At 46.1% G+C, this 26,229-nt stretch carries 22 protein-coding genes and 1 tRNA gene; 14 read left to right on the top strand and 9 right to left on the bottom strand.

The window, feature by feature from the left end:
* Window positions 1-32: 32 nt before the first annotated feature.
* Window positions 33-377 carry a hypothetical protein gene (locus tag ACQ4M5_RS21105; RefSeq protein ID WP_430677652.1) on the top strand — a complete coding sequence of 115 codons (345 nt, stop codon included), beginning with the start codon at window positions 33-35 and terminating at the stop codon, window positions 375-377.
* A gap of 187 nt (window positions 378-564) precedes the next feature.
* On the opposite strand, the gene ACQ4M5_RS21100 is transcribed toward ACQ4M5_RS21105, so the two are convergent.
* Window positions 565-2,013, bottom strand: a complete 1,449-nt coding sequence (locus ACQ4M5_RS21100) for a carotenoid oxygenase family protein (protein ID WP_430677651.1) — start codon at window positions 2,011-2,013, stop codon at window positions 565-567.
* A gap of 377 nt (window positions 2,014-2,390) precedes the next feature.
* On the opposite strand from ACQ4M5_RS21100, the gene ACQ4M5_RS21095 reads away from it, so the two are divergent.
* From ACQ4M5_RS21095 to ACQ4M5_RS21075, 5 genes are all read left to right on the top strand, one after another.
* Entirely contained in the window at window positions 2,391-6,173 is a 3,783-nt protein-coding gene (locus ACQ4M5_RS21095) for a filamentous hemagglutinin N-terminal domain-containing protein (RefSeq protein ID WP_430677650.1), read from the top strand.
* Window positions 6,170-8,383, top strand: a complete 2,214-nt coding sequence (locus ACQ4M5_RS21090) for a CHAT domain-containing protein (RefSeq protein ID WP_430677649.1) — start codon at window positions 6,170-6,172, stop codon at window positions 8,381-8,383. The genes ACQ4M5_RS21095 and ACQ4M5_RS21090 overlap by 4 nt, the downstream gene beginning before the upstream one ends.
* A gap of 17 nt (window positions 8,384-8,400) precedes the next feature.
* Window positions 8,401-9,105 carry a DUF928 domain-containing protein gene (locus ACQ4M5_RS21085; protein ID WP_430677648.1) on the top strand — a complete coding sequence of 235 codons (705 nt, stop codon included), beginning with the start codon at window positions 8,401-8,403 and terminating at the stop codon, window positions 9,103-9,105.
* Between the two features lie 29 nt (window positions 9,106-9,134).
* A complete protein-coding gene (locus tag ACQ4M5_RS21080; protein ID WP_430677647.1) occupies window positions 9,135-11,558 on the top strand; it encodes a CHASE2 domain-containing protein in 2,424 nt (807 codons plus the stop codon).
* 89 nt (window positions 11,559-11,647) lie between these two features.
* Window positions 11,648-12,754 carry a response regulator gene (locus ACQ4M5_RS21075; protein WP_430677646.1) on the top strand — a complete coding sequence of 369 codons (1,107 nt, stop codon included), beginning with the start codon at window positions 11,648-11,650 and terminating at the stop codon, window positions 12,752-12,754.
* Here ACQ4M5_RS21075 and ACQ4M5_RS21070 read toward each other — a convergent pair.
* Window positions 12,746-14,047: an AAA-like domain-containing protein gene (locus tag ACQ4M5_RS21070; RefSeq protein WP_430677645.1), complete on the bottom strand. Its 1,302-nt coding sequence runs from the start codon at window positions 14,045-14,047 to the stop codon at window positions 12,746-12,748. The two genes, ACQ4M5_RS21075 and ACQ4M5_RS21070, sit on opposite strands and share 9 nt — an antisense overlap.
* A gap of 420 nt (window positions 14,048-14,467) precedes the next feature.
* Here ACQ4M5_RS21070 and ACQ4M5_RS21065 point away from each other — a divergent pair, with 420 nt between their 5' ends.
* From ACQ4M5_RS21065 to ACQ4M5_RS21055, 3 genes are all read left to right on the top strand, one after another.
* Entirely contained in the window at window positions 14,468-15,760 is a 1,293-nt protein-coding gene (locus ACQ4M5_RS21065) for an AAA-like domain-containing protein (protein WP_430677644.1), read from the top strand.
* Between the two features lie 179 nt (window positions 15,761-15,939).
* Window positions 15,940-18,654, top strand: coding sequence for a methyl-accepting chemotaxis protein (locus ACQ4M5_RS21060; protein ID WP_430677643.1), 2,715 nt, complete (start codon window positions 15,940-15,942; stop codon window positions 18,652-18,654).
* A gap of 323 nt (window positions 18,655-18,977) precedes the next feature.
* Window positions 18,978-19,997, top strand: a complete 1,020-nt coding sequence (locus tag ACQ4M5_RS21055) for an AMIN domain-containing protein (protein ID WP_430677642.1) — start codon at window positions 18,978-18,980, stop codon at window positions 19,995-19,997.
* Between the two features lie 17 nt (window positions 19,998-20,014).
* On the opposite strand, the gene ACQ4M5_RS21050 is transcribed toward ACQ4M5_RS21055, so the two are convergent.
* The 3 genes from ACQ4M5_RS21050 to ACQ4M5_RS21040 all read right to left on the bottom strand — a co-directional run bounded on the left by ACQ4M5_RS21050 (window position 20,015) and on the right by ACQ4M5_RS21040 (window position 21,501).
* Window positions 20,015-20,088 (bottom strand) — tRNA-Arg (locus ACQ4M5_RS21050).
* Window positions 20,089-20,150: 62 nt separating this feature from the next.
* The gene (locus ACQ4M5_RS21045) at window positions 20,151-21,218 is read right to left on the bottom strand and encodes a tocopherol cyclase family protein (RefSeq protein WP_430677641.1); all 1,068 of its coding nucleotides are present in this window, start codon (window positions 21,216-21,218) and stop codon (window positions 20,151-20,153) included.
* Window positions 21,202-21,501, bottom strand: coding sequence for a DUF6464 family protein (locus tag ACQ4M5_RS21040; protein ID WP_430677640.1), 300 nt, complete (start codon window positions 21,499-21,501; stop codon window positions 21,202-21,204). Before ACQ4M5_RS21040 ends, ACQ4M5_RS21045 begins: the two co-directional genes overlap by 17 nt.
* A 209-nt stretch (window positions 21,502-21,710) precedes the next feature.
* Between ACQ4M5_RS21040 and ACQ4M5_RS21035 the strand changes: the two genes are divergently transcribed.
* Entirely contained in the window at window positions 21,711-21,878 is a 168-nt protein-coding gene (locus ACQ4M5_RS21035) for a hypothetical protein (protein ID WP_430677639.1), read from the top strand.
* On the opposite strand, the gene ACQ4M5_RS21030 is transcribed toward ACQ4M5_RS21035, so the two are convergent.
* Together ACQ4M5_RS21030 and ACQ4M5_RS21025 are read right to left on the bottom strand one after the other, a co-directional pair.
* On the bottom strand, window positions 21,844-22,488 hold the full coding sequence (locus ACQ4M5_RS21030; RefSeq protein ID WP_430677638.1) for an HAD family hydrolase: 645 nt from the start codon (window positions 22,486-22,488) through the stop codon (window positions 21,844-21,846). The two genes, ACQ4M5_RS21035 and ACQ4M5_RS21030, sit on opposite strands and share 35 nt — an antisense overlap.
* Before the next feature lie 40 nt (window positions 22,489-22,528).
* Window positions 22,529-22,882: a hypothetical protein gene (locus tag ACQ4M5_RS21025; RefSeq protein ID WP_430677637.1), complete on the bottom strand. Its 354-nt coding sequence runs from the start codon at window positions 22,880-22,882 to the stop codon at window positions 22,529-22,531.
* A gap of 111 nt (window positions 22,883-22,993) precedes the next feature.
* On the opposite strand from ACQ4M5_RS21025, the gene ACQ4M5_RS21020 reads away from it, so the two are divergent.
* From ACQ4M5_RS21020 to ACQ4M5_RS21005, 4 genes are all read left to right on the top strand, one after another.
* Entirely contained in the window at window positions 22,994-23,506 is a 513-nt protein-coding gene (locus ACQ4M5_RS21020) for an adenine phosphoribosyltransferase (RefSeq protein ID WP_430677636.1), read from the top strand.
* A gap of 37 nt (window positions 23,507-23,543) precedes the next feature.
* Window positions 23,544-24,590 (top strand): ABC transporter permease, encoded by a 1,047-nt coding sequence (locus ACQ4M5_RS21015; protein WP_430677635.1) that lies wholly within the window; start codon window positions 23,544-23,546, stop codon window positions 24,588-24,590.
* A 200-nt stretch (window positions 24,591-24,790) separates the two neighbouring features.
* A complete protein-coding gene (locus ACQ4M5_RS21010) occupies window positions 24,791-25,093 on the top strand; it encodes a hypothetical protein (RefSeq protein ID WP_430677634.1) in 303 nt (100 codons plus the stop codon).
* A 177-nt stretch (window positions 25,094-25,270) separates the two neighbouring features.
* On the top strand, window positions 25,271-25,750 hold the full coding sequence (locus ACQ4M5_RS21005) for a hypothetical protein (protein WP_430677633.1): 480 nt from the start codon (window positions 25,271-25,273) through the stop codon (window positions 25,748-25,750).
* Between the two features lie 49 nt (window positions 25,751-25,799).
* Here the strand turns inward: ACQ4M5_RS21005 and ACQ4M5_RS21000 are convergent, their stop codons facing one another.
* Window positions 25,800-26,015 carry a DUF6887 family protein gene (locus ACQ4M5_RS21000; RefSeq protein ID WP_430677632.1) on the bottom strand — a complete coding sequence of 72 codons (216 nt, stop codon included), beginning with the start codon at window positions 26,013-26,015 and terminating at the stop codon, window positions 25,800-25,802.
* On the bottom strand, window positions 26,005-26,190 hold the full coding sequence (locus ACQ4M5_RS20995) for a DUF6888 family protein (RefSeq protein WP_430677752.1): 186 nt from the start codon (window positions 26,188-26,190) through the stop codon (window positions 26,005-26,007). The genes ACQ4M5_RS21000 and ACQ4M5_RS20995 overlap by 11 nt, the downstream gene beginning before the upstream one ends.
* Window positions 26,191-26,229: the final 39 nt, after the last annotated feature.

The following is a 26,229-nucleotide window of genomic DNA, read 5'->3' as shown; positions in this document are numbered from 1 at the left end:
TTCCCTTAACCCGGTTAATCCGAAGGTCTCTTATGCGTCACTCCCGTGTTGTTCAATCCTACAATTATGCGGCTCCTAGCCTAGAAGTCACGGAAGCGGAACTCTTGAACCGTCGTGTTCCGAAAGGTTGGACTTGTCAAACCGTGGCTCAATTGGGCATTCCTCACGCAGATTCACCGAAGACAGTTGAGGAACAAGCGCCCGAAAAACCTAAGCGGAATTGTATTGTTCGACGGTCATCGCACTCGATCGCGGATGCTCATCGTTTGACGATTCATCGAAATGTGACTCGTCGGATGCAGGCAGCAAAGGAACGGGGCGATGAAAAGTTATTACGCGCTTTGGAAGCTGAATTGCGAGAAATGATTTCAGCATAAGCGTACAGATTTGTAGGTGAAGGTTAGCAGGTGGCGTGATTTGAAGTTGCGCCACCTTTTTTTGCTTCTATAGCCGTACCTATTTTAGTTAGGACACGTCTTGAAAGCCCCCCAAACCCCCAATTCTGGGGGAGCCAGAGTCTTAAGCCCCCAGAATTGGGGGTTTGGGGGCAACTCCGAGGATGTCCTACTCTAAACTTCTACTGCTATAGAGTGCAGGCTTCCAAGTGCCATGAAATCCGATCGGGATCACTTCGGGCAATCCTAATCGGCACACAGGCGAATCGTTTAAGCGATCGCTATCAAAAATCCAAACTTCACTAGAGTCGGTGTTGCCATCATATACAACCGTCACGACCCAACCTCGATTGGAATCGATCGCGTCTGGCGCGTAAATTGGCTCCATTGGATACCGATTCTCACCGCAATCCGCTTCGATTAGTTCACCTGTCGATTGATCAAATCGAGCGATCGCACCAAAAATTTCTGTCACTGGATCAGCGTTACGTCGATGTAATGAGACATAGGTATGCTGCCAGGGTTGTCCAACTTGATCCGGTTGAACGATCGGGAATTCACAATGTCGATCGAGTAGTTCTTGCTGTTCCAAAACTTTTCCAGTTAGCGGATCGACTCGAATTTGCCAAAGTGTTGATTTTGCTGATGTCGAAGGTGTTCCAGTTGCGACTTGTCTGAGATATTCGTTCGTGTTGAAATCTGCGTATCGAATCACATCAACGACTGCATTTCCATGCTGATCTACACAAGCGTTTCCAAAGTGCCATTGATACCAAGGATCAGTTTCACCTTGACTGATCAGATTCAGCTTTTGTCGATCGAATACCAGCACTTGAGTGCCTTTCTCTGGCTTCCAGTCGAAGGATTCACTAAAACTTTTGAACTTCGCTAACAATGGCAGAGGATTCAATCGCACAGGCGGAATGAAAAACAAAAGATACTGTCCTGCCATGACAAAATCATGAATCAGCGGAAATCCATCAAGCTTGTGACTGTTCCGCTGTTTGAGTTTGCCAGTCGAATCCACACAGTAGAGATTCAGGACTGTATCTTTGCCGAAACTTACTCCGAAATTGTAGAGATCTCCGGTGATTGGATCGTGCTTTGGATGTGCCGAGAATGGGAGCGAATCAGGTAAATTTCCCAAATGATCTTGGTGTTGAGTTTCGAGCGTTTCTAGATCGAGCGCATACGGATGTCCACCTTCCCAGAGTGCGAGTAAGCGATCGCTAAACGCCAAAACTGAAGTATTTGCAGCATTCTTTAAGCCTTTCGTGAATCGATCGAGCAATCCTCCAGGCGGTAACATTCCATAGCCGCTGTAGAGCAATTTTCCAGAGTGTTCTTCATTCAAAAATTCGGGTGTTTCAACATAGCGATACACACCTGTTGCACCTGTAGGGTTGAAATGCACTCCTAAGATTGCGCCATCTCCATCAAACCAGTGTCCGACTCGAATTCCGCCTCGCTCTAATCGACCTGGACCATTGCGGTACAAAGAGCCGCGTAGTCCTTCAGGAATTGTGCCAGACAGAATGGGGAGTTGAGTCGGTGCGAATCCTTTTGCTGTATGTAAAACGGATTGATTCCAAGAGTAAGGGCGCGTTGCTGTTAGCATTGTTGTTCTCTGAGCTTCACTGTAGCCGTACTTATTTCAGTTAGGACACTTCGAGGAAGCCCCCCAGCCCCCAAGTTTGGGGGAGCAAGAGTCTTAAGCCCCCAGAATTGGGGGTTTGGGGGCTACTCCAAGGATGTCCTAATCTAAACTTCTACTGCTATATGTCTGATCTTAGTAGCTCGATCGCGCTAACAGCACAATTTTACGCTCAGTCATTTGTCTTACCCCAACTCAGCACAATCAGTGATATCTGCTGAAAATATGACTTTTGTTACTTTTCCTACCTTGTAGTCTTTCCGGGTTCTATTAGATAAAGAGTGTAGGAGGGGTGTGCTCTGTTTGACACGTAAAAGTGCGTGTCCAGGATGATGAACGGCTTGAATTTAACAAAATATTTCCTAACGAACTGTGGAATCGTTTTAGTTGCTTTGGGTTCTCCCGCAGTTGCTCAAATTACACCCGATACAACGCTTCCGAATGGCTCGATCGTTGAAACTCAAAATACTCGATCGCTGATTACTGGGGGAACGAGAGTTCAAGATAATTTATTTCACAGTTTCAGCGAATTTTCAGTACTGACGAATAATGCTGCGATTTTTAACAATGATCTGAGCATTCAGAATATTTTTACCCGTGTTACAGGTGGGAATATTTCTACGATCGATGGTCTGATCCAAACCAATGGTACGGCAAATTTCTTTCTGCTAAATCCGAGTGGAATTCTATTTGGAGCAAATGCCAGATTGAGCATTGGTGGATCGTTTGCAGCGAGTACTGCCGATCGATTCATGTTTGGAAATCAAGGTGAATATCGTGCTACTAATCCGCAAGCGCCGCCATTGTTAACAATCAGTGTTCCGATTGGATTGGGAATTCCACTATCGGGAAGCTCGATCGTCAATCAAGGAGTTCTCACCGTTCCTCAGACTTTCACCTTACAGTCTGATCAGTTGCAGCTAGATGGACAGATCAGTGCAGGACGCGATCTGATTCTACGATCGAACAATCCGATTGTGAGTAATGCTCAGTTCAACACAGGCGGCAACTTTTGGATTGAAGACTTTAACGGCAACTTAGGAACATTGCTGAGTTCTGGAGGTTCCCAAATTCGCTCGATCGGAGATGTTAGTTTCGGGAACTATCAAGGTGCTTCTCTACAGATTTTGGCAGGAGGATCAATCAACATTCCTGGCGAAGTTCAGATTGATCGTACAAGAAGTGCTGGAAATGCCGGAGATACAACAATTTCGGCTCAAGGCAATGTTGATATTTTCTACATTGATACTTCAAGCCGCTTTGGGAATGGTGGAAATATTACGATCGAGGCGGGTGGAACCATCACTCTGGAAGAAGGAGCAATTACCCGTGGGCAGCAAGACAGCGGTAGTGTTCAACTGACTGCAACAGGTGATATTAAACTGAGCAGCATTCAGACGGTGAGCGGATTCGGGAATGCAGGTCGTGTTCGGATTACCAGTCGTGGTGGCTCGATCGATGCAAACAGTAGCAACATTTCAGCATTTGCCGATCTATCCGGTCAAAATGGTAATTCTGTAACGCTGAATGCAGCAGGAGACATCAAGGTTCAGAACATTGGAACTTCTGGAGGATTCGCTGGAAGCAGTAGCGGAGACATTCAACTGACCAGTCAGGCTGGAAGCATTTTTCTGAATGATGGAACATTGTTTAGCTTGAAATTTGGATCAGGAACTTCTGGAGCGATTCGCCTGAGTGCTGGACAGAATGTAGACGTGAATCAAGGCGAAATCGTTTCTAGTAAGATTTTTGGCTCTGAAGGTAGATCTGGAGATATCTCGATCGACGCAGGAAACTCGATTTTTCTGAATCAAACCTCGTTATCGAGTTCAACTGGATTGGACAGTACAGCGATTAGTCGCGGCTATGGGCTAAGACAACTTAGCTTTGGTAGCAGTAACTTTTATCCAGGTTCTGGGGATGCAGGGAACATTCGATTAAACGCAGGGCGAGACATTACAGCAAAAGATAGTGCAGTCTATAGCATCGTTTTAAACAATAGTGCGGGCAATGCAGGACGCTTGGATGTCAAGGCTGGCAATAACATCATTTGGCAAAGAGATCCAGGGCGCTTTAGGAATCCAGGACTGTATGCGGTGAGCCGAGGACAGGGCAATGCGGGCGACATCACGATCGAGGCAAATTCTCTCAGCTTATTTGGTGCGGGGATTGAAACAGGACTATCCTCTCAAGCGATCGGGGAATCGGGCAACATTAACATCAATCTTCGAGACAATCTATTGCTAGACGGTGGAGCCGATTGGACGGCTGCGATTACAACCCAGATCAAGCCGTTTGATGCTTTAGTTGAAGCACTGGGCACGAAGGGCAATATTACGATCGATGCAGGCTCGATCGACATGAGAAATCGAGGTGAAATCTCATCGGGAGTAGGAGATGCGGCTTTTGGACAGCGTTCTCGGAGCCTTTCAGCAAGGGGCAACGGTGGGAATATCGACTTGAATGTTCGAGGCGACATCACGCTGGATACCAGTTCGATTAGTAGTCAAATCTTTGCGAATGGGAGCGGCAATGCAGGGAAGATCGACATTGATGCTCGATCGCTGTTGATGCGACTTTCTACGATCGCGTCAGGCTTGGAAGGTGGACAAGGCACTGCAAATACAATTCGGATCACAGCACAAGATTCGATTCATCTAGAAACCTCAGATATTACTTCCGCACTCCAACCTGGCTCGATCGGGCGTGGACAAGACATTTCCTTGACGGCTCGTTCGATTCGCTTAACAAATGGTGCTCAGATCAATACGCTGACATCAGGGAACGGCGATGCGGGGAATGTCTTCGTCAATGCCGATACTGTTCTGATTGAGGGCGTAAATTTGACCGGATATCCGTTTGCATTGTTCAGGTATTCTCCAGATTTCAGCACCATCCTTTCGACGACTGCTCCTGCTTTTGTAGGCGGAACTCAGAGCGGGATTTTTAGCAGCACGACTCAGAATAGCAGCGGGGGAAACATTACGATCGGTGCGCGATCGCTCACGATTCAGCAAGGAGCAGAGATTGATGCGATCACGGCTGATCCGATTGCAGTTTTGAGTCGTGGTCGGGGCGGTGTGATTCAAATTAATGCCGATCAACTCAGTCTACTAAACGGTGGAAAATTGAGTGTTTTGACTTCATCACAAGGGGCAGCAGGAACAATCCAAGTTACTGCAAATCAGATTCAAATTGCTGGAGATGATCCCTTTTATAGTGCTCGTTTAGAGCGGTTCTTTGAAGGAGAGATTGATTTTTATGGCAAATTCAGACGTGGGAGCCAGTCGGTGAGCGGGATCTTTGCCAGCACTTCACCAGAGTCGAGTGGAATCGGGGGTAATATTGCGATCGACACTCGCGATCTAACAGTCGCTAACAATGGGCGAATCTCGGTTGATAGCCAAGGAACTGGAGATGGCGGACGGATTCGGATTGATGCGGGTAATGTTTTGCTCGATCGAGGAAACATTGTGGCTAAAACACAAAGCGGTGAAGGGGGAAACATTTCGCTGACTTCGCAGAATTTACTAAGACTGCGGAGGAATAGTCAAATTTCTGCAACTGCAATGAGAAGTGGAAACGGTGGAAACATTGATATCACAGCGAATGGATTTATTTTGGCGATTCCGAATGAGAACAGTGATATTACCGCGAATGCAGTTCGAGGGCGCGGTGGAAATATTCAAATTACGACTCGATCGATTCTTGGAATTTCACCTTCTGAGCCAACCGGATTGAGTGATATTACTGCAAGTTCTGAGTTTGGATTAGATGGAACAGTTAGATTGAATACCTTGCAAACTGAACCGGATCAGAAAGCTCAAGAAGTTCCGCAGCTTGTTGATACCTCGAATCAGATTGCTCAGACTTGTTCTCCTCGATCGAGAGCGAATAGTTTTGTTGTGACTGGGAAAGGAGGACTTCCCCCTGATCCGACTGAGGCGTTGAATGCTACATCTGTCTGGAGAAATTCGAGAAGTGAGATTGCTTCTACTCCATCAAAATCGAACAATCTTGTCGAAGCAACTCACTGGATTAAAAATGCGGATGGAACGATTGCGCTCGTTTCGGGAACACCTGTGCAGGCAACGATTCCAACTTGTGCAGGAGAAAAACCATGAAGCGATTTCTTCTGTGTTTTCTGGTGGGATGTTTGATTGTTTTGGGGATTAGTCGATCGATGTCAGCTTCTTTGCCTGAAGCGCAGATTCTTGATAGTCAAGCTCAACAATTCCTCGCACAAGACAATGCAGAAAGCGCCCTTAGATCGTGGGAACAAGCAGAAAAACTGTATCGAAACAGCGATCGACAAATTGAAGCTCTAGGGACTCAACTCAATCAGGCTAAAGCTCTTCAATCTCTAGGTGCATTTCGTCGTGCAAAAGCATTACTGACTGAGCTACAGACTCCACTCTCACAACAATCGAATCTCAGCTTGAAAGCTAATGGATTACTTACATTAGGCAGTGTTTTAAGATTAGTTGGAGAATTCAAGCAATCCCAAGCAGTACTTGAACAAAGTCTCTCAATTAGCACTGATCCGTTTGAAATCCAGGCAGCACAATTTCAGCTAGGGAACACCCTTCTTGCACAGCAACAATTAGAACCTGCTCTTGCTCGATTTCAACAAGCAGCAAAACTTCCCAGTGAGACTCAGTTTCCAGCACAGCTACAACAGTTTAAGTTGTTAATGCGATTAGAACGTCGGTCTGAAGCAGAGAAGCTACTCCCAGAACTACGATCAAATCTCGAAACACTTCCGCTCAACTCTAGAACTATCTATGCTCAAATTGAATTTGCGGATTGTTTGTCAAAGGTTTCTTCTACAAAATCCGCAGCAGAACAATTCGCGATCGCAATTCAACAAGCTCAAACTTTAAAGAATCCAAGAGCAGAATCTTACGCAATCGGACGTTTAGCTTCTTTGTATGAACGCTCACAACAATGGAAAGAAGCTCAACAACTGACAGAAAAAGCAGTGTCGATCGCAGAACAAATCAATGCACCGGACATCCTCTATCGATGGCAATGGCAAACCGGAAGACTGTTCAGAAAGCTAGGAAATCAATCAGAAGCAACGATCGCATATTCCAACGCAGTCAAAACTCTACAAAGCTTGCGAAATGATCTCGTTTCAATTGCTTCTGATGTTCAATTCTCCTTCAAAGAGCAAGTTGAACCTGTGTATCGTGAATTCGTTGATCTCCTAATTCAGCAAGGTTCTGAGCCGAATCTAGTGCAAGCGAGACAAGTAATCGAATCCCTACAACTCGAAGAACTGAACAATTTCTTTCGCGAGGCGTGTTTAACGGCTGTAGCACGTCAGATTGATCAAATCGATCGAACTGCTGCGATCTTCTATCCGATTATTTTAAGCGATCGATTAGAAGTGATTGTTTCCCTACCCAATCAAGCTCTAAAACGGTATTCCACTGTTCTGCCTCGTGCAGACATTGAAGCAGGTATCGATCGGATGATTCAATCAATGCGATCGACTTCTTTTGAATCTGAACGATTACCGATCGCGCAAGAACTCTATCGCTGGTTGATCCAACCCGTAGCAACCGAGCTTGAATCAATTGAAACATTGGTGTTTGTGCTGGATGGTTCGCTGAGAAATATTCCGATCGCTGCATTGCACACCGGACAGCAGTACTTGATCGAGCAATACGCGATCGCAGTCACACCAAGTTTAGAACTATTCAGTCCTCGACCGTTGCCTCGACAGAATTTAACTGCATTAGTCGCAGGACTGAGCGAAGCCAATCAGGGAGCCGTCGCACTACCGGGAGTACAACAGGAGGTGATTCAAATTGTAAAGACTATCAGCGCAACTGTGCTAAAAAACGAGGCTTTTACGAACAAAGCATTGCAGAGACAACTTCAATCAAAACCTTTCTCGATCGTACATCTTGCCACTCATGGACAATTTAGCTCTAGTTCTGACAGCACATTCATCCAAACCTGGGATGGAAAATTGACTGTAGAAAATCTGCGATCGCTACTAACACAGCGAGATGTTTCTGATGCTTTCCCGATCGAACTGTTAGTCTTAAGTGCCTGTCAAACCGCAGAAGGTGACGATCGAGCAGCATTGGGAATTGCTGGAGTTGCGATTCGATCGGGAGCGCGAAGTATCTTAGCTTCGCTTTGGATGGTCAATGATCGATCGACTGCTAGTTTTGTGACTCAGTTTTATCAAGGCTTAATTCACGATCGATTACCCAGAGCAGAAGCAGTTCGCCAAGCTCAACTATCTTTGCTCAAAACCCAAGAGTTTAGTCATCCCTACTATTGGGCAGCGTTTACTTTGATTGGAAATTGGTTATAAAGTTTGGAGACTGAACAATGATGAACTTCTCAAGTACATTCACCACGGCTCTGATTGTTTTTCTCTTGGGTCAAGCCCAAATAACCCTGGCGAGTGCATTCGATCCACCTCCCGGACAAGGACAGCCTGGAAGCACAGCAGGAGGGGCTTCTCGTCCTTCACAGCCGACTTGTGCCGCTTCCAATCGTGACATTCCGATTGTTCTATCCTCCAGAACTTATCTCGGTTTAACCACACAAGCACGTCCGACATTTTGGGTTTATTTACCTTCGACTCGTGCAAAAATACTCGAATTTAGTTTGTTCGATCGACAACGCAAAGGAGTCTATCAAACGCAAATTGCGATCGAGAACAAAAGCGGATTGGTTAAAATTACGCTTCCCGAAACGGCTCCTGCTCTGGACTTCAATCAGGCGTACAATTGGACAGTTGCCCTAGTTTGTAATCCTAAGCGTCGAACCGAAGATTGGGTCGTTGGAGGTTGGATACAGCGGCAAGCTCCGACTGTTCAATTTCAACAGAAACTTAATCTTGCAATCACAGATCTCGATCGCGCAAAGCTCTATGCTCAGTCTCAATTCTGGTACGATGCAATTTCAGTCTTAATCAATTCAAAGCCTGCCAGTTCTGAATCGTTCACTAACTTTTGGTCAGAAACACTCAAAACGGCAGGATTAGAAAAGATGACTGCTCCACACACTCAGACGATTGTGAATCGATGATATTTAAGCGATCGAGGCGAATCCCAAGCTTGCTACAATTCTCCAAACTAGGAGCAATTGCAGTCGGTGTATCGGGTGCAGCGATCGCTTTACAGTGGACAGGAGCTTTCCAATTGCTAGAGTGGGCAATGCTCGATCAATGGTTTCGACTGCGCCCACCTGAAGCGGTTGAACTTCCAATTGTCTTTGTGACTGTTTCTGAGGCGGATTTGTCTGAGCTACAGCGCTTTCCAGTCACAGATCAAACGTTGTCGATCGCGATTGAAACAATCAAACGCCAGCGTCCGACTGTGATTGGCTTAGATCTCTATCGCGATCTTCCGGTAGAACCTGGACATCAGAAGCTATTGCAGACCTACGCTTCGACTCCGAATCTGATTGGAGTGGCAAAAGCGATCGGAGATGCAACTGGAGATTCGGTTGAACCACCGCCGATTTTGCGCGATCGCGATCAGATCGGAAACAGTGATCTAGTGCTGGATGCGGATGGAAAAATTCGTCGAGCATTGATCTCAATTCAACGCAAGGGTAGAACTCGATTAGCTCTCGGAACAAAGTTAGCATTGTTCTACCTCAAAACTAAGGGAATTGAACCCCAGCGATCGACAAATGGAGAGGTCCGACTCGGAAAGGCAACTTATCGATCGATTACACCTCATATTGGTGGCTATGTTCGAGCCGATGTGGGAGGATTTCAAATTCTCTCGAACTATCTGAGAGTTCAAAATAACATTCCGAGAGTTGCGATTCGGGATGTGTTGGCGAATCGAATTCCAGCGAACTTAATGCGCGATCGTATTGTGCTGATTGGCTCTACGGCTGAAAGTGTGAGTGGCGATCGTTTTTATGTGCCGTACTCGATGCAGCCAAAAGAAGCTTGGTTTGGGATGGAAATTCACGCGAATTTGACAGCACAGTTGATCAGTGGAGCGCTTTCTGAACGAACTCCGCTGTCTGGGTTGCCAGAAGCTTTGGAATGGGGTTGGATTCTACTTTGGTGTAGTGTGGGAACTGCGATCGGGTGGCGGCTTCAGTCTCGTCGCATGGTGTTAATGATTCCGATCGCGTTTTTGCTGCTTGGAGTCAGTAGCTATGGATTATTCTTGCTTGGCTGGTGGGCGATTGTTGTTGCACCTTTGGTAGGATTGAGCAGTGCGGCTTCTGTGAGTCGAGCCTACTGGGTGTGGCAACAGTTAAAAGATGCCAATCAAGCGTTAGAACTAAAAGTCTTAGAGCGTACCGCAGAGCTTCAAACACAGAATATTGCACTCGAACAAGCAAAACTTTCTGCTGATGCTGCGAATCAAGCAAAAAGTACGTTTTTAGCCTCAATGAGTCACGAGCTACGAACGCCTTTAACTGCGATTCTGGGATTTAGCGAATTGCTCAAATACTCGCCCCGATTGACTGTTGATGAGCAAACGAACATTGGCATTATCAATCGAAGTGGACAGCATTTATTAGACCTGATCAATGATGTTCTAGAACTGGCGAAAATTGAAGCAGGAGCAACCTCGATCGAGCTTCAACCCACGAATCTAATTGAATTGCTCAGAACTGTTGAAACTGTGATTCGAGGAACTGCGATCGCGAAACGATTATCCTTCATTTCAGACTATGCTCCAGACTTGCCGCATTGCATTAAAACCGACTCCCGCAAGCTGCGCCAAATTCTAATCAATCTACTCAGCAATGCCGTGAAGTTTACGACCCAAGGCACAGTAAAGTTGCAAGTAACAGCAATTCAGAATCAGCTAGTTTTTCGTGTGATAGATACGGGAGTTGGAATCGCCGCAGATGAAGTTAAACAGCTATTTCAGCCGTTCTTTCAAGCTGAAGCAGGACGAGCTTTGCAAAAAGGAACAGGGCTAGGACTATCAATCAGTCAGCGATTTGTACAACTGATGGGCGGCGAAATCTCAGTGCAAAGTACGATCGAGCAAGGAAGTGTTTTTACAGTGACCTTGCCGTTTGAACCTGCGATCGAAGCTTCAACTCCTCGATCGCAAACCTCTTGGAAATTAGCATCGAATCAACCGCCAATTCACGTATTAATTGTTGAAGACAATGTTGAAATTTGTCGATTCTTAAAGCAAATGCTCGATCGGGTTGGCTTTGAAGTAAGAACTACGAATACCGGAACCGATGCGATCGAGCATTGGAAATCATGGCAACCTGATATAATCCTGCTTGACCTACAACTACCAGATATTGATGGATATACGATCGCGCAACAAATTCGCGCAATAAGCCAACAACGAGAGATCGACGATTCAGATCCGAACGATTCGATTCTGATTGCTCTCACAGCAAACGTATTTCAAACTGATCCGACCGTCATTTTCGCGGCTGGATTCGATGATTTAGTGTGGAAGCCATTCCAAGAAGCGACGCTGCTGACGAAAATGGCTGAACACCTAGAGATTTGCTATCAGGATCAAGAGAAGGTTTAAGTATCGCATCTGTTTTAACTTTCTCCAGTAAAATGTGACTCGGTTAGAATTTGTCTCAGTGTCATCCTGTCTTCGATCGCTGTACTTTTATGCTCCCAATCCCAGCCTCACGTCGAGTTCCCTTCCCAGAGCCGCATGTTGAATCTCGCTGTTTGTCGCCTGTGACAGACTACTACATTCGCAAACTGATACAGAAAAATATTTCTCAGCTAGTCTCGACACAAGTAGATCAAGAAGTTTCAGCCGATTTATGTCGAAGTGCGATCGCATTATTCAATCGACTAAAACGAATTCATTCCGAGGTCAGTACGATCGCGCAAACGCTTGATGCGTTAGTGCTACAACATCAAACCCTACGCGCTCAAGGTGGAAAATATCAGCCTAACCTTCGACAAGTTGAAGAACAAATTTTCAAATGCTTCGCACTCAAAAGAACTCAGACAGTTGCTCAAGCTAAAATTCTGATCATTGATGACACCCCTGAAACCCTGCGATTGTTAACTTCGACTTTGACTGAGCAAGGATACGCAGTCGAACAACTCTCGAATGGAGCCGCAGCATTGAACTCGGTGCGCGATCGACAACCCGATCTAATCCTGTTAGATGTGATGATGCCAGGAATTGATGGTTACGAGGTGTGTGAACGATTAAAGCTCGATCCGCAAACTTGCCAAATCCCGATTCTATTTCTCAGCGCCGTCAATGATGCGCCGAATAAGGTCAAAGCATTCGATGTCGGTGGCGTAGATTATGTTACTAAGCCCTTTCAGCTTGAGGAAGTTTTAGCACGAATTGAGTATCAACTCAGGTTACATCGTCGCACTCAAGAAACGGAACAATCCGTGGCGATCTTTCAAACTACGCTCAATGGTCGATTCGTACAAGCAAATCAAGCGCTGGCAACCTTACTTGGCTATGATTCACCCCAAGAATTAATCAATTCGATTCAAGACATTGCTCGACAACTCTATACCATTCCACAACGTCGATCGCAGTTTGTGCTGTACCTCGAACAATACGGCGAAACTGAAGAATTTGAAGCGGAAGTGTTTCGGAAAAATGGCGATCGGATTTGGGTTCGAGAGAAAGCACGAGCAGTTCGAGATGCGGAAGGAAATCTGCAATTCTATGAAGGAACTGTGCAAGATATTACCGCTCAAAAGCAGCTAGAAGACGCACGAGATCAACTAGCTTAGATACGCTGTGAAATACTGTTGATAAAGCGGACAGCGAACCATCAACTGATTTCCCTGACGCTTGATGAGTCCTAAGCTCTCCAGCTTGTAAACAGTAATCGCTCCAAACGGAACAGAATAATCATTGGCAAGAATTGATCGAAACGCATCCAGAAGATTTGGGTGCTGTTGAATGCGATTCCACAAGCGCTCTAAGTCAGCGTGATAGATACCAACCGTGGTGTGAGCTTCTTCGAGCAATTGTTCGATCGGTAAATCCTGCTGAAGCCAATAAAAAGCAACCTGGAGTAAATAAGGATGCCCTCCTACTAAGCGTTGAAGCTGATTTAACTCATCGCAGCGAAGGTCTAACTCATATTGTTGAGCCAGCATCCGAACTTGATCAAAATTCAGTTCAGCAAGCTCGATCGGTAAACCAACATTAAATGGCGATTGATTTAACTTTAATGGCACATAAAGCTCAGTGTTATGCACCACAATCAATCTCAGCTTTTGCCAAATTTTATTCTGTGCAGCGGACTCGTGCCAAATGCGGAACAACGGTAAAACATCTTGCGCTAGTTCAGGATACTCAAACAATGCTGTGACTTCATCGAAAATCAGGACAACTCCAGCCTCAATCTTGTCTAACAAATACATCTGAAAATAAGCATTACAACTGAGCTTACTTCCACTCTCTTCATCCCAATACGCATCTAATTGGGGTTCTAAACTTAATTGCCGACTAATCAAAACACACAACCAGCGCAGAAAATCATTCAGATTGCTAAACAATCGTCGATCGGCACTCTGTAAATTAAGCACGACTGGAACTAATCCATTCGACTCAGCATGAGCGATTAATCTCAGGACTAGAGAGGTTTTTCCACTCTGCTGCGGAGCTTTAATTCGCACCAGTCCACCTGGTTTTAGAATTTCACGATAGGCTAACGATTCAATCGCCGATCGCTCAACATAGAACTTTGAATCAACGGGCAATGGACCACGAGGAAACTCTAAAGCTGACGATCGGACAATCAAAGGAAAGTTCGACAACGAATTTGCAGGCGAATCTAACCCAGCGAGAATCAATCGAACATTCTTCTTTGTCACCTTCCGTCCCAGTGCATGAGAAAGATTTTGCCAAAGCTGAAATCCTACCTCCTTTACATAGTCATAGTCGTATCCGGATTCGACCGCAATCTCGCGGTATCGCTTCCCATCTAGCGATCGCAGAAATACAATCTCCTGAATGTAGGTCAGAGGATTGGGCGCTAAAAGTTCATTGACGATCGCGAGAGCCGATTGAGGCATGAGTCCAGGTAGTTGCTTAAACAAAACGCTTTCATAGGATAGATTGTCGATCACACACTTTAGGTTGTCTAGTATTTCTAGTAAGATCCCTGCTTTTCCTCTCAACTGTGTAATCTAGGGCGCGAACCTCCTACTTTTTACCCCACAAATCCCGCCTCCCATTTCGCTGAACACTCGGCATAATACGCAGTGTGACTTCATCCGAATTAGACTTCTCTCGCGAGACTAATTGGAAAAGGGTTGCACTCGTTCATTTTCAGGCAGTTGATAGATCTGCTTTCCCCCGGAAGCAGATTTTTTTGATGAAGTGTGCGATTTTGCGGATCTGTCGCATTGTTCTCAGATTGATATGATGTCGAAGTAAATTTCCCATGCTGTAGAATTTCAGGCAATGCGAGTCCTTTGATCAGATGAACTGCAATGAGTGAGTATGAGTATCAAGTAGGAGGAAGCTTACGGCAAGATGCGCCGAGCTATATTGCACGTAAAGCAGATTTTGAGCTTTACTCGGCACTCAAGACAGGTGAGCTTTGCTATGTGTTCAATGCTCGACAGATGGGTAAATCTAGCTTGAGAGTCCAAGTCGGACAACAGCTTGAACAATCAAATTTTCGCTGTGCTTACTTGGATATGACTTGTCTTGGCAATGAGCAAGTCACTCCAATGCAATGGTATCGAGGAATTGCAGTTGAACTATTACGATCGCTGAATCTCTGGCATACGATCGACTTCAAATCTTGGTGGCGCAACCATGAAGACATTGCGATCGCTCAACGGCTTTGTCTCTTTCTCGAAGAGGTGCTGCTTGCTCAATTTCCGGATCAACAGGTGTTAATCTTTGTTGATGAGATTGATAGTACCTTGAGCTTACCGTTTCCAGTGCATGACTTTTTTGCATTGATTCGCTACTGTTACGATCGGCGCTCCACAAATTCTAATTTTCGCCGTTTGAATTGGGCGCTATTTGGAGTGACGACTCCTTCTGAACTGATTCGCGATCGCACTCGCACCCCGTTTAACATTGGTCGAGCGATCGAGCTTGAAGGCTTCCAATTTCACGAAGCATTAACGCTCACTCAAGGCTTAGTCGGAAAAGTTAGCCAACCTGCCGCGATTCTGAGAGCAATTCTGGAATGGACTGGAGGGCAGCCGTTTCTCACCCAAAAGCTCTGTCAAAAAGTGGTGCAACTCAGTTGGGAAACACCAAAAGGCAAGATTATTCTACCTCCAGGAACCGAGTCGTTTTGGGTCGCTCAATTGATTCGGCAACACATGATTGAGAATTGGGAAGCACAGGACAATCCAGAACATTTAAGAACGATTCGCGATCGAATTGTGCATCATTCTCAAGCACATCAATTACTGTTTCTGTACCGATCGATTCTGAATCAAGAAAATGTCGCTTGCACAAATTCAACGAATGCAACTGCGCTAATTTTATCGGGTTTGGTTGCAACTTTAGATGGAAAACTTCAAGTTAAGAATTCAATTTATCGAGAAGTTTTCAATCAAACTTGGTTAACTCAACAATTAGATTCACTTCAGTCAGTTTGCTCACTCACGATCGCTTTGCCCGCAGAAATTGAGGCACTGATTGATTCAGGCTGTGATCGGTCAGAATGGTTGAAGCAAGCTATTTTCGAGAAGCTGCGACGAGAAGGAAAACGACCAAAAAACGATCCCAGTAGAATGCAGAAACGAATGAGTTTCTAACTCAAGAAGTGGGTTTTTCTACGGCAATCAAATCTAAAAGTGGGAAAAGAAGGCTGTTTGGAGAAAGCACTCGACATCACAAGCTGAATTCCGTCACAATGCTTCTCAGTAGTTATCAATCAGAGAATAAATTACTCATTTGTTTGAATTGGTATTGTTTAGAAGTGCAGTAACTTGTGATGAAGATTCAATCTGCTCAACGTCAAACTTTCTCCGATCGCTCTCTCACCGAAGTCAATCTTTCCTTACCTCGCAGCGTTTCAACTTCTCCGAATCGCCTTTTATCTCGCTTCAAAACATTCAGCTTCAGAAATCAAGTTGCAACGATCGCACTTTTACTCGGAGTCATTCCAACGTTAACAGTCGGAGCAGTCAGCTATAAACTCAACGATCGCTCAGTCACTCAAGCAGTTGAAACTCAGCAAACTGTTGCAAAGTTAGCAAGTGATTCGATTCAGAGCTACATGAAACAGCGACAATCAGAGATTAGCGCGATCGCAGCATTGCCAGTTTTAAATGATGCTCGAATCTGGAATACCTTATCTCAAGAGGACAAACTCGCAGCACTCGATCGAGTAACACAATCCTACACCGCTTTTAGCAATATTGTTGTTTTCGATCCCAATGGAAATTCTCTACTGCAAACGAAGCCGCAATCTATTCCCAATCAATCAAAACAGTCTTATTTCCAATCTGCGCTGAAAGCCGATCGGATGACTCTCAGCGACGTAATCGAGACTGATGATCAGTCTGTGCTATATTTCACTGCTCCAATTAGAGAGATTGCGACCGGAAGAACGATCGCGATTCTTCGAGCAACATTACCAACTCGCAGCCTGACAAACTTACTCCCTAGTGTTCAGAATAGCTATAGCATTCTCGATAGTGCGAATCGTCTTGTAGTCGCATCAGAGCAAAATCGGACTGCACTCACCGCTTTTGCTGATGCAACGCTACCCGATAGTAAGTTCTGGACAAATACACAGACTCAGCAGCGCTTATTTCTGACTCAAACCCCGATCGCAAGAATTGATCAATTACCGGATCTAAACTGGCGAATTCTGCTGAGTACTCCGGCTGAACGCATCTCAGAACCCTCGCGGCTTTGGATTCTACTGTTCGGCTCTGGGACTGCGATCGCATCTGGACTGTTAGCAATCTTGCTGGCTCATGTGTTAACTCGCAGATTTACGATGATGACCGAGCGCGTTAAGAAGCTTTCAGACGGCGATCTCACCACTCGGCTAAATATTACTGGCAATGACGAAGTAGCAGCATTCAGCAAAGTAATTGATCAAATGGCAGATACGATCAATCGATCCATGCAGGACCAAGCAAAATCAGTTCAACAGCTACAAAAACTAAATCAAGCTGCCTATAGTATTCGTCGATCAATTAACTTCGATGAGATTATTCAAACCGGGGTTCGAGAAGTTCGGCATCTGCTAAATGTCGATCGAGCAATTGTGTATCTCTTTGATGAGAACTGGCAAGGCACGATCGTGGCAGAATCCGTCGCGATCGGATTTCCCGCTGCGCTCGGTGCGAGAATTGCTGATCCTTGTTTTGCGGAGCGGTATATCGAGAAGTATCGGACAGGTCGAACTCACGCGATTTGTAACCTAGAAGATGCCAGAATTGATCCGTGCTACCGCCAGCAACTAGAAGCATTTAACATCAAAGCGAATCTGGTGGCTCCAATGGTTGTGGAGGGACAATTGCTTGGATTGTTAGTGGCTCATCAATGCAGTGCTCCACGTCAATGGGAAGAGTCGGAAACGAGTCTACTGGTGCAAATTGCTTTACATCTAGGTGATGCGATCGCACAAGTCAATCTCACGGGCGAACGTCAAACGGCTGTTGCTCAGGCGACGCTTGCTCAAGAACGCCAACAGCAAAAAGAAGCAATGCGATCGCAGCTTCAAGAACTAATGAAACAAGCTGAAAAAGCCGCCAGTGGGGATTTAACAGTTCGCGCTGTTGTAAGTGGTGAAGAGATTGGAACTGTTGCCGATTTCTTTAATGCGATCGTTGAAAACTTACAGCAAGTTGTTCAGCAAGTGAAACAGAGTGTTTTGGAAGTCAATTCTTCGCTCAATCAGCACGAAACCGCAGTCCGATCGCTCTCGCAAGATGCGCTCAAACAATCTGAGGAAACGCACGTCACACTGAACTGTATTGATCAGATGGTGAAGTCGATTTATACGATCGCATCTCACGCCCAACAAGCTGCAAAAGTCAGTCAAACAGCCGCTTTAACTGCGGAAGCGGGCGAATTTGCCATGAGCGAAACGGCTGAAAGTATCGCAGAACTACGTCAGTCGATCAGCGAAGCTACAAAAAAAGTAAAACGATTAGGCGAATCGGCTCAACAAATCTCGAAAGCAGTGTTACTGATCAATCAGATTGAAATGCAAACCAATGTATTAGCGATCAATGCTGGAATCGAAGCAACTCGAACCGATGGACACCAAGGATTTGCGATGATTGCAGAAGAAGTGAGTGCATTAGCAAGTCGGGCTTCTGCGGCAACTCATGAAATTTCTCAACTTGTAAGCACCATTCAGCAGGAAACGATCGAGGTCGTAGAAGCAATGGAGAAAAGCACAGTTCAAGTCGTGACAGGAACTCAATCCGTAGAATCTGCAAAACAAAGCTTAGAGCAAATTTTGCAGGTGTCGCATCAGATTGATCAAATTGTCCATTCGATCTCTGAAGCAACAGTTTCACAAGTCAGCACCTCAAACACCGTGACTCATTTAATGAATACGATCGCTGAAGTTGCCGAACACACTTCCAGTTCATCGCTTGAAGTCTCTAGCTCCCTCAGAGAAACGGTCACGATCGCAAAAGCTCTGGCAGAATCCGTTGAAACCTTCAAAGTGTCTGCCTAGAAAGCATCAAAGTGTTCTCGCCGCGTTCGATTTCGCCCCGGAATAAATTCGGGGCGGGGCAATCAACGACACGCTTCAAACATCCTCTCATAGCAGTAGAAGTCTAGATTAGGACATCCTCGGAGTCGCCCCCAAACCCCCAATTCTGGGGGCTTAAGACTCTTGCTTCCCCAAACTTGGGGGCTGGGGGGCTTTCTAGAAATGTCCCAACTGAAATAAGTACGGCTATAGAATTCGCCAAACTTTGTCTCGATCGTGTATCCGATCGCTCAATTCTCGCCTATAATCCAGCCAATTCTGTTGCTGCTTATAGTCACCTCACTATGCTGAACTCGCACAAACTCGAATTGACTCTTGCGGTAGCTCCGCTGCACGCAGTGTTCGCGCTCCTCCTTGCCGCTCCTGCCACCGCTGCCCCGCTGGAAAACTGGCGCTTCGATCCCAATACCAATCAGCTCGAAGTCACCGTTCCCGCAGGAGTCAAACCCCGCTATTCGCTTTTGGCGCAACCGACCCGCATCATTCTCGATTTGCCAGAGACGCAAATTGGAGCGGTCGCACCGAGAGGAACGTTTTCAGGCGCAGTGCGAGAAATTCGGGTGTCCCAATTTCAGCCGAATGTTGCCAGAATCGTCCTGGAACTGGCTCCGAATATCGTTCTAGACAATCAGCAAGCGCAACTCCAGCAAGTTCAGGATACCGATCAGACTGTCGGTAGCTCCGCTTCACGAAGTGTGCGTTGGACGCTTCGCCCCGTTCTTGCTGCCAGCGCACCCTCTCCCACGACTCAAGCTGTATTTAATCAGCTTCGTCCAATCCAAACCGCACCTGAAACTTCAACGTCCCAAACTCCAACCGTCGCGCAAACTCCGACTTCTGCAAGTGACTTTGGTTTACCGCCTGCGCCACCTGCGATCGATGGGACTCCCTCGACACCCGTAACCGTTCCTGCACCGACCGAATCCCGTCCTTTGCCAACCGCCCCAGCCGTAATGCCACCCCTCCAAAATGCGCCCTTACCTGCTGCTGGATCAGGCAATTCTCCCGGTAGTAGCTTGTTGTTTCCTGATGCAGTTCGACCTACGAATACATCGAATCCGCTGCAATTGCCTGACGTAAATCCGAGTCTTGCAATTCCGAATTCGTTTCCGCCGATCAATGCGCCAACGGCTCAACCGACCGTGACCGTTCCCCCGCTCGATCGACCTTCCCCAGAACCAAGACCGACTGAACCGCGATCAATTCCTCAAGAACCTCAAAGAACCGCACAGCCGATCGAAGAAACTCCGGTTCCCGCTCGATCGAGAACGATTCAATTTGGTCAACCACTTCCGACCAATTGAATCATTTGAGTCTAAAACGGGACTGATGAGATTTGAACTCATGACCTATCGCTTAGGAGGCGATCGCTCTATCCTGCTGAGCTACAGCCCCAGAATGAAGGAATTATAGCAACCTCATTTGGAATCAGACCGGAATTTTAGCGCGATCGCACTTTAAAGATTTAATCCACATCCAGCCGCCCAGGTTTCGTCCCAGGGACCCCCACCCGTTTCTAAACCGCACAAATTGCTGGTCGCTCGAACGATCAGACGTTCAGCCCGATCCCAGAGTTCCACCGTGACATGACCTTGCATCGTGTCGCGACAGACGAACTGCATTCCGTCGATCGTCGGTGCGCGAAGGGGCGTTCCTGGTAGCTCAGTTGTTCCTGTCACCGTCACGCGATAGTGCTGATTTCGCGCATCCATTCGCCAGTAACCCCAAGGACGAATTACCCAATTCACTTCAGCGTTCCAGGGTACGAATTCGTAAAATTGCCCGCGATAATGAATGCCAATCATCGCGACTGATTCCATCCACCAGAGAACGCCACGTCTCCCTCCCCCTGCGGTCAATGCAAAATCTGGTTCATTCTCAAAAGCATTGCAATTGAGCCAAAACCATTTACTCGGAAATGCTCCACCCCAGTTCTTTTCACCATAAGCGGGAGCATTGGTGAATTTGTATCTCTTCCCGTTCCAGTTGATATAACCTGTGGCATGTCCGTGTGCCATTAGAACCTGCCAACCGGGTTCAAAAATTTGCAGCGACGAAAGTAATCCAGCCGTGGATTGTCGATCGCCCCATCCATACACAGGCTCGATCGAGTATTGCCATTCTGCAAAGTTCCCGTTCGGCTCTTTCAATCGTCCCTGATGCCAGGTATTCGTCGCTTGATAGCCTTCTTTGATCGTTCGATCGAATAATTTTGGATCTAATAATTTCGGGGTTCCCGGTTGTCGCCAATGACCGAGAGCAAGCTGATCCAAATCTGCCCAAAAGCGATCGACCTCTGGAAAGGTTCGACAGAGATATTCATCGTCTGCACCTAAAATTTGAGCTACTCCGCCGCTTGTGGGCTGACCCCCTTGGGGATCTTCAATGGAATACATAAACGCGAACGTTTGCCGCACCTCTGGCAACGTTACACGGTAGTACCACCCCTCAAAAAAGCGTCTAGGAATGCGATTCCAGTGATAGCCACTGTGGGGCGTGGGAAGCGGGCTAGTATTTTGACTCATACGATCGACAAGTTTCACAGGGACCCGAAGGATTGACAGCGCAACGGATGTAGGGCGATCGAGCATTGTAAATACAGGTAAAATCGCCAATCAATGCGCCAATGCCTTCGACGTAATGATAATCCGGAGGAAGGCGGAGCAGATTTTGAAGTTGTCGCCGTTCTGCGGCTGCCATTGCCGCTTGAAGTCGCTCCTGGGCTTGGATTTCCAGACGATGCCGGAGGAGAAATGCCAGGATCGAGGGAAGAAGCGCGATCGCGAGAATCAAAAGGACTGAAAGCATGATTCTATTTTGAGCGATCGTCTAGAAATTTGGTACTGATTTCTTCGATGATTCTACGGGCAGTCAAGACGAGTTTATATTTCCGATCGTAAATTTTTCGGACTGCAAACATTGACGCAACCCGATTTTTCTCAGTATTCTTACAGGAAGAGCTTCTACCGCAAAAAGACGTTGTAAAGATTTCCGAGTTCTTACTGAGACTTAAATTTATGCAATCTTCAAACTTAGAAGCTGAAATCGAGATTGGTGGGCTGTTTGATGGCTTTGTCGATCTGGAAGAAATTGCGCCTGATTTGGACTGGCTGGAAGTGGTGGCAGACAGTTGGGGGATTTTCTACACGGCTATTTCAGTAGTGCCCACAGCTCCGGAGCCGTAAAGTCCGCGATCGTAAGTTTCACTCCCAATTCATACAGTGCTTCTGGTGATTGAGTAGACGTGATCCCGATCGTTGGAATTTTCGCTGCGACTGCCGATCGAACTCCAGTTAGCGAGTCCTCGAATGCGATCGCTTGCTGCGGTTCGATGCCAAATTCTTTAAGCGCGTAAAGATAGGGAGCGGGATCGGGTTTAGCAACGCCTAAATCACCTGCAATGATCACTCGATCAAAGACTCGATCGAGTTTCAGAGCCTTCAACATGAAGTCAACGTTTTCGCGGGGTGCATTCGTGACGACGGCTTGTTTCAGCGAATGTTGTTTGCCCCACTCAATCAAGTCTAGTAAGCCCGCGGTCGGTTGGAGATCTTCAGCCAGTTCGCGAAATCGAGCTTCTTTGCGATCGCTTAAAACCGCTCCTTCTTCTGGAGTCAACTCTGGGAGAAATTCGGCAATAATTGGCGGATTCGTTTTTCCGCTAATTCGCTGTTTGTAAATCGTTTCATCAATCTCGATTCCAAACTCGCGGAAAATCTCATACCAAGTAATGATATGTACCGGATCAGTATCCGCGATCGTTCCGTCTAAGTCGTAAAGAATGGCAGCAAGCACAGGTCAACCTTCACAAAACTTCAACTAAGAGTAACGTAGATTAGCGCTGTGCGATCGTGCTTGTAGAATTTGATGAACCAAAGATCGGAGTTGCATCGAGTCCGGTCACAAGCTGAAATTCAGTCGGATCGAATGACACTGAAATTGCATCGGTTTGCCATTGAGTTAGAAGCGTTTCCACCTGTCGGAAATACTCAACTCCTTTCACCATCGGCACTCGCGCCCAATTTTGCACAATTGTTTCAACTAATGCTAACTCGATCAATCCAGTCGGATACAGTTGCAACATTGCGGTCAAACACGCAGCACAAAGCTCATGATCCTCGCCATCTAATTGATAGCTATCGATAATGTGTCTGATTCGCTGTTGTTGAATCTGTTCCTGGAGAGTCATGAAATTGCGCGATCGATTGCTTTTAAGCGTATCTCAACTTAATCATTTTAAGTGACAACTGATCGAAGTTGTGCGATAACCCATTTCAGTACTGTTTGCCTTTGAAACACTATGGATCTCAGACCCTTTATTCGCGAAATTCCTGATTTTCCCAAACCCGGAATTCAGTTCAAAGACATCACAACGCTGTTACAAAATCCGATTGGATTAAAAGGCATGATCGATCTGCTCGACGAGAAATGTTCAGATCTCAAACCGGATTTTATTGTCGGCATGGAATCACGCGGCTTTATTATTGGTGCGCCTTTAGCTTACCGAATGGGAATTGGATTCATCCCAGTTCGCAAACCTGGGAAATTGCCTGCTGCGGTGCATTCGATCGAATATGAATTAGAGTACGGCACAGACTGTTTAGAAATGCACCAAGATGCCGTTCAGCCTGGAAGCCGAATTTTGATTGTCGATGATTTAATCGCCACTGGGGGAACCGCAGGCGCGACCGCACAACTCGTAGAAAAAATTGGCTGTGAACTCGTCGGATGTGCCTTTGTGATCGAACTGAAAGACCTCAAAGGACGCGATCGACTTCCCCAAGTCCCGATCATCACACTGGCTGAATACTAAACGCTATAATCACTAAACCTCGATCGCGAAACTTCCTATGACCACCTCCACACCAAGATTTAGATTAGGCTGGGATCGATTTGTTGAGATCCTCCTGAGTGATACAACGATCTATGTTGTAAAGCGATTGTTGCAAGCATTATTTACTCTTTTTCTTGCTGCCGCTTTGAGCTTTTTCATCATTCAACTCGCTCCCGGAGACTATCTCGATACCCTGCGCGAAAATCCTCGAATTTCCCCAGAGCGTATCGATCAACTCCGACAGCAGTACGGCTTAGATAAGTCTTGGATTGAGCAATTCTTCTTATGGTTGTGGAACATCGTCACACGCGGCGATTTTGGAACGAGCTTTGTGTATAACCGATCGGTGGTTTCATTGCTTTGGGAGCGTGTCCCTCCGACTTTGCTACTAGCCACGACTTCGCTGATTGTGACTTGGGGTGTAGCCATTCCACTTGGTGTGTTAGCGGCAATTAAACAGCAGAAATGGGTCGATCGAGTGTTGCAAGTTTTGAGCTACACCGGACAAGGTTTTCCGAGCTTTATTACTGCGTTGTTATTGTTAATCTTTGCTCAGAATACTTCGCCCTTGTTTCCGGTGGGAGATTTGACGAGCATTGATTTTGCCGATTTAACGCCGTGGGGGAAAGTTCTTGATGTGGCGTGGCACTTGATTCTACCGACATTGGCATTAGCGATCGCGGGTTTTGCTGGATTACAGCGAATTATGCGCGGACAGTTGTTGGATGTCCTACGCCAAGACTATGTTCAAACGGCTCGTGCGAAAGGACTTCCTGAAAATCGCGTGATTTATGTTCATGCGTTGAGAAATGCTATCAACCCGTTAATTACTTTGTTAGGTTTTGAGTTTGCCAGCTTATTGGGTGGCGCATTCATTACGGAAAATTTCTTTAACTTGCCTGGATTGGGACGATTGATTCTTCAAGCAGTTACAGCACAGGATCTTTACTTGATCATGGCAAGTCTGATGATGGGTGCAGTAATGTTAATCTTAGGAAACCTGCTTGCCGATCTATTATTGAAAGCCGTTGATCCACGGATTAGCCTGGAAGATCTAAATTAATGCGAATTTGATCGAGCATTTTGCTACGTTGCGATCGACTAATGCCCCCTAAATCCCCCAAGTTTGGGGGACTTTGAAAGCAGATAAAGCTTTGGAATTCCAGAAATCTTTCCTGCTCTTAGTCCCCCAGAATGGGGAATTTAGGGGGCGATTCCCAGAAAAGCTGTCATACAAACAATTTATTGAACTTACATTAATTAATGTTTTCCCAATCCTACTATTTGATTCGATCGAGAATCGACGGAAGCTATCTCGCAGCTTATCCGAGACTAGATGACGATCAACCGCGATCGCCCGCAAATGGCTATGTTCTCCTATTTTCAGAGCAATACGATGCGATGGGATATCTGAACAAATTTGCAGGTGAAATGAGCGATCGCTTTACCAGTGAATTGGTGACTGAATCACAAATGAAACCGTTACTCGATCGATGGGGCTACAAAGGATTCGGTGTGGTTAAAGACCCCTTGATTCCTACGATCGACTTCCTCTCCAAAACATGACAAAATCCCAAACTCTTCCTCCCTCCGACAGGGATTGATCAAACCGAAAGTCACCCTGGTTACAGATGTTTGTCGAGGCAGAATTTTGAGTAGATAGGTGCAGATTAAATGCGATCCTGTTGAATTTAATTTCGCAGAATCCTAAGAAAAATTTCTGTACCTTTGGAGGGTATTTGTATGAAATCTCTGTTATCTGGACTGCGCTATGTATTGACTTTCTGCCTCTGTGCAGTGTTATTGTTCTCGACCTTTGTTCCGAGCGCTTCGGCTCAAGCAGTGGTCAAAGATAAACCGATGGCAAACGAACCCAGCGGTTCTACAACCAAAGCTGCTAAACAATGGGAAGGTGCAGCAAGAGAAACGATCGATAAAGGTGGCTTGCAGTCTTTAGAAGAAGTCCGCGATCGTACCAAAGGCGGCGGATTGAATGAAGTGCAAGGAACCGCTGGATTTGATTCGATGAAGCGCCCCTCGAACACTAGCGCAACCTCGATCGAAGAACAAATCGAAAAGGGCTTGAAAAACGCAGATAAAGCTCCTGAAAAACTGAGCAAGGAAGCGAAGAAAGCTCAAAAACAAGCTGAGAAGCAAGCGAAGAAGTTAGCGAAAGAAACAGCGAAACAAGCGAAGAAAGCAACCAGCGCAATGAATGACTAATTGATACTTAACTGTCGATTACAGGAGGGGCGCTTTCGCCCCTTTTTTATTAATCGTTCTTTTGTTCTTGATCGTTCATTAGTTGTTGATAGCGTTCAAATTGCTGTTGCACTTCTTCGACTGACTTCGGCGGATCAAACAAAATCGCTTCAGAATCCGGAGAACGACGACTGACCAGTGCATCAATCGCATCTAAGTCCTCCCGATGTGTCAGTACATAGTCTTTCAGTTCACGAGTTGTCATTACTTCAAAATTAGGCTTCATTAATAAACCCCCAGGTTCCACTTGGATATACAAGGATTTGCATTTCGTCACCCGCTAATATGAAAACATAACCAGACTGCGGGTTAAATCGAAATAGATGGATATCACGGTAACCGTTGGATAACCATTGGCAAACAATCAGACAGGTTATGGCTTGAGCGTTCGTTGGAAAAATGGGTCGTTCCTCAATTCTGGCATAAATATTTTGTAATCA

This window comes from Leptolyngbya sp. AN10 (assembly GCF_050565645.1).
In the GTDB taxonomy this organism is placed as follows: domain Bacteria; phylum Cyanobacteriota; class Cyanobacteriia; order Leptolyngbyales; family Leptolyngbyaceae; genus Leptolyngbya.
Note: the sequence above shows the minus strand (reverse complement) of the source record. Positions and strands in the feature narration are given on the sequence as shown.

Coding starts and splice junctions, on each gene's coding strand:
- ACQ4M5_RS21100 (WP_430677651.1), bottom strand. CDS start 2,013: ATGCTAACAGCAACGCGCCCTTACTCTTGGAATCAATCCGTTTTACAT.
- ACQ4M5_RS21000 (WP_430677632.1), bottom strand. CDS start 26,015: ATGAAGCCTAATTTTGAAGTAATGACAACTCGTGAACTGAAAGACTAT.
- ACQ4M5_RS21065 (WP_430677644.1), top strand. CDS start 14,468: ATGAGTGAGTATGAGTATCAAGTAGGAGGAAGCTTACGGCAAGATGCG.
- ACQ4M5_RS21010 (WP_430677634.1), top strand. CDS start 24,791: ATGTTTTCCCAATCCTACTATTTGATTCGATCGAGAATCGACGGAAGC.
- ACQ4M5_RS21005 (WP_430677633.1), top strand. CDS start 25,271: ATGAAATCTCTGTTATCTGGACTGCGCTATGTATTGACTTTCTGCCTC.
- ACQ4M5_RS21105 (WP_430677652.1), top strand. CDS start 33: ATGCGTCACTCCCGTGTTGTTCAATCCTACAATTATGCGGCTCCTAGC.
- ACQ4M5_RS21045 (WP_430677641.1), bottom strand. CDS start 21,218: ATGAGTCAAAATACTAGCCCGCTTCCCACGCCCCACAGTGGCTATCAC.
- ACQ4M5_RS21070 (WP_430677645.1), bottom strand. CDS start 14,047: ATGCCTCAATCGGCTCTCGCGATCGTCAATGAACTTTTAGCGCCCAAT.
- ACQ4M5_RS21075 (WP_430677646.1), top strand. CDS start 11,648: ATGCTCCCAATCCCAGCCTCACGTCGAGTTCCCTTCCCAGAGCCGCAT.
- ACQ4M5_RS21035 (WP_430677639.1), top strand. CDS start 21,711: ATGCAATCTTCAAACTTAGAAGCTGAAATCGAGATTGGTGGGCTGTTT.
- ACQ4M5_RS21085 (WP_430677648.1), top strand. CDS start 8,401: ATGATGAACTTCTCAAGTACATTCACCACGGCTCTGATTGTTTTTCTC.
- ACQ4M5_RS21025 (WP_430677637.1), bottom strand. CDS start 22,882: ATGACTCTCCAGGAACAGATTCAACAACAGCGAATCAGACACATTATC.
- ACQ4M5_RS21015 (WP_430677635.1), top strand. CDS start 23,544: ATGACCACCTCCACACCAAGATTTAGATTAGGCTGGGATCGATTTGTT.
- ACQ4M5_RS21060 (WP_430677643.1), top strand. CDS start 15,940: ATGAAGATTCAATCTGCTCAACGTCAAACTTTCTCCGATCGCTCTCTC.
- ACQ4M5_RS21090 (WP_430677649.1), top strand. CDS start 6,170: ATGAAGCGATTTCTTCTGTGTTTTCTGGTGGGATGTTTGATTGTTTTG.
- ACQ4M5_RS21055 (WP_430677642.1), top strand. CDS start 18,978: ATGCTGAACTCGCACAAACTCGAATTGACTCTTGCGGTAGCTCCGCTG.
- ACQ4M5_RS21020 (WP_430677636.1), top strand. CDS start 22,994: ATGGATCTCAGACCCTTTATTCGCGAAATTCCTGATTTTCCCAAACCC.
- ACQ4M5_RS21040 (WP_430677640.1), bottom strand. CDS start 21,501: ATGCTTTCAGTCCTTTTGATTCTCGCGATCGCGCTTCTTCCCTCGATC.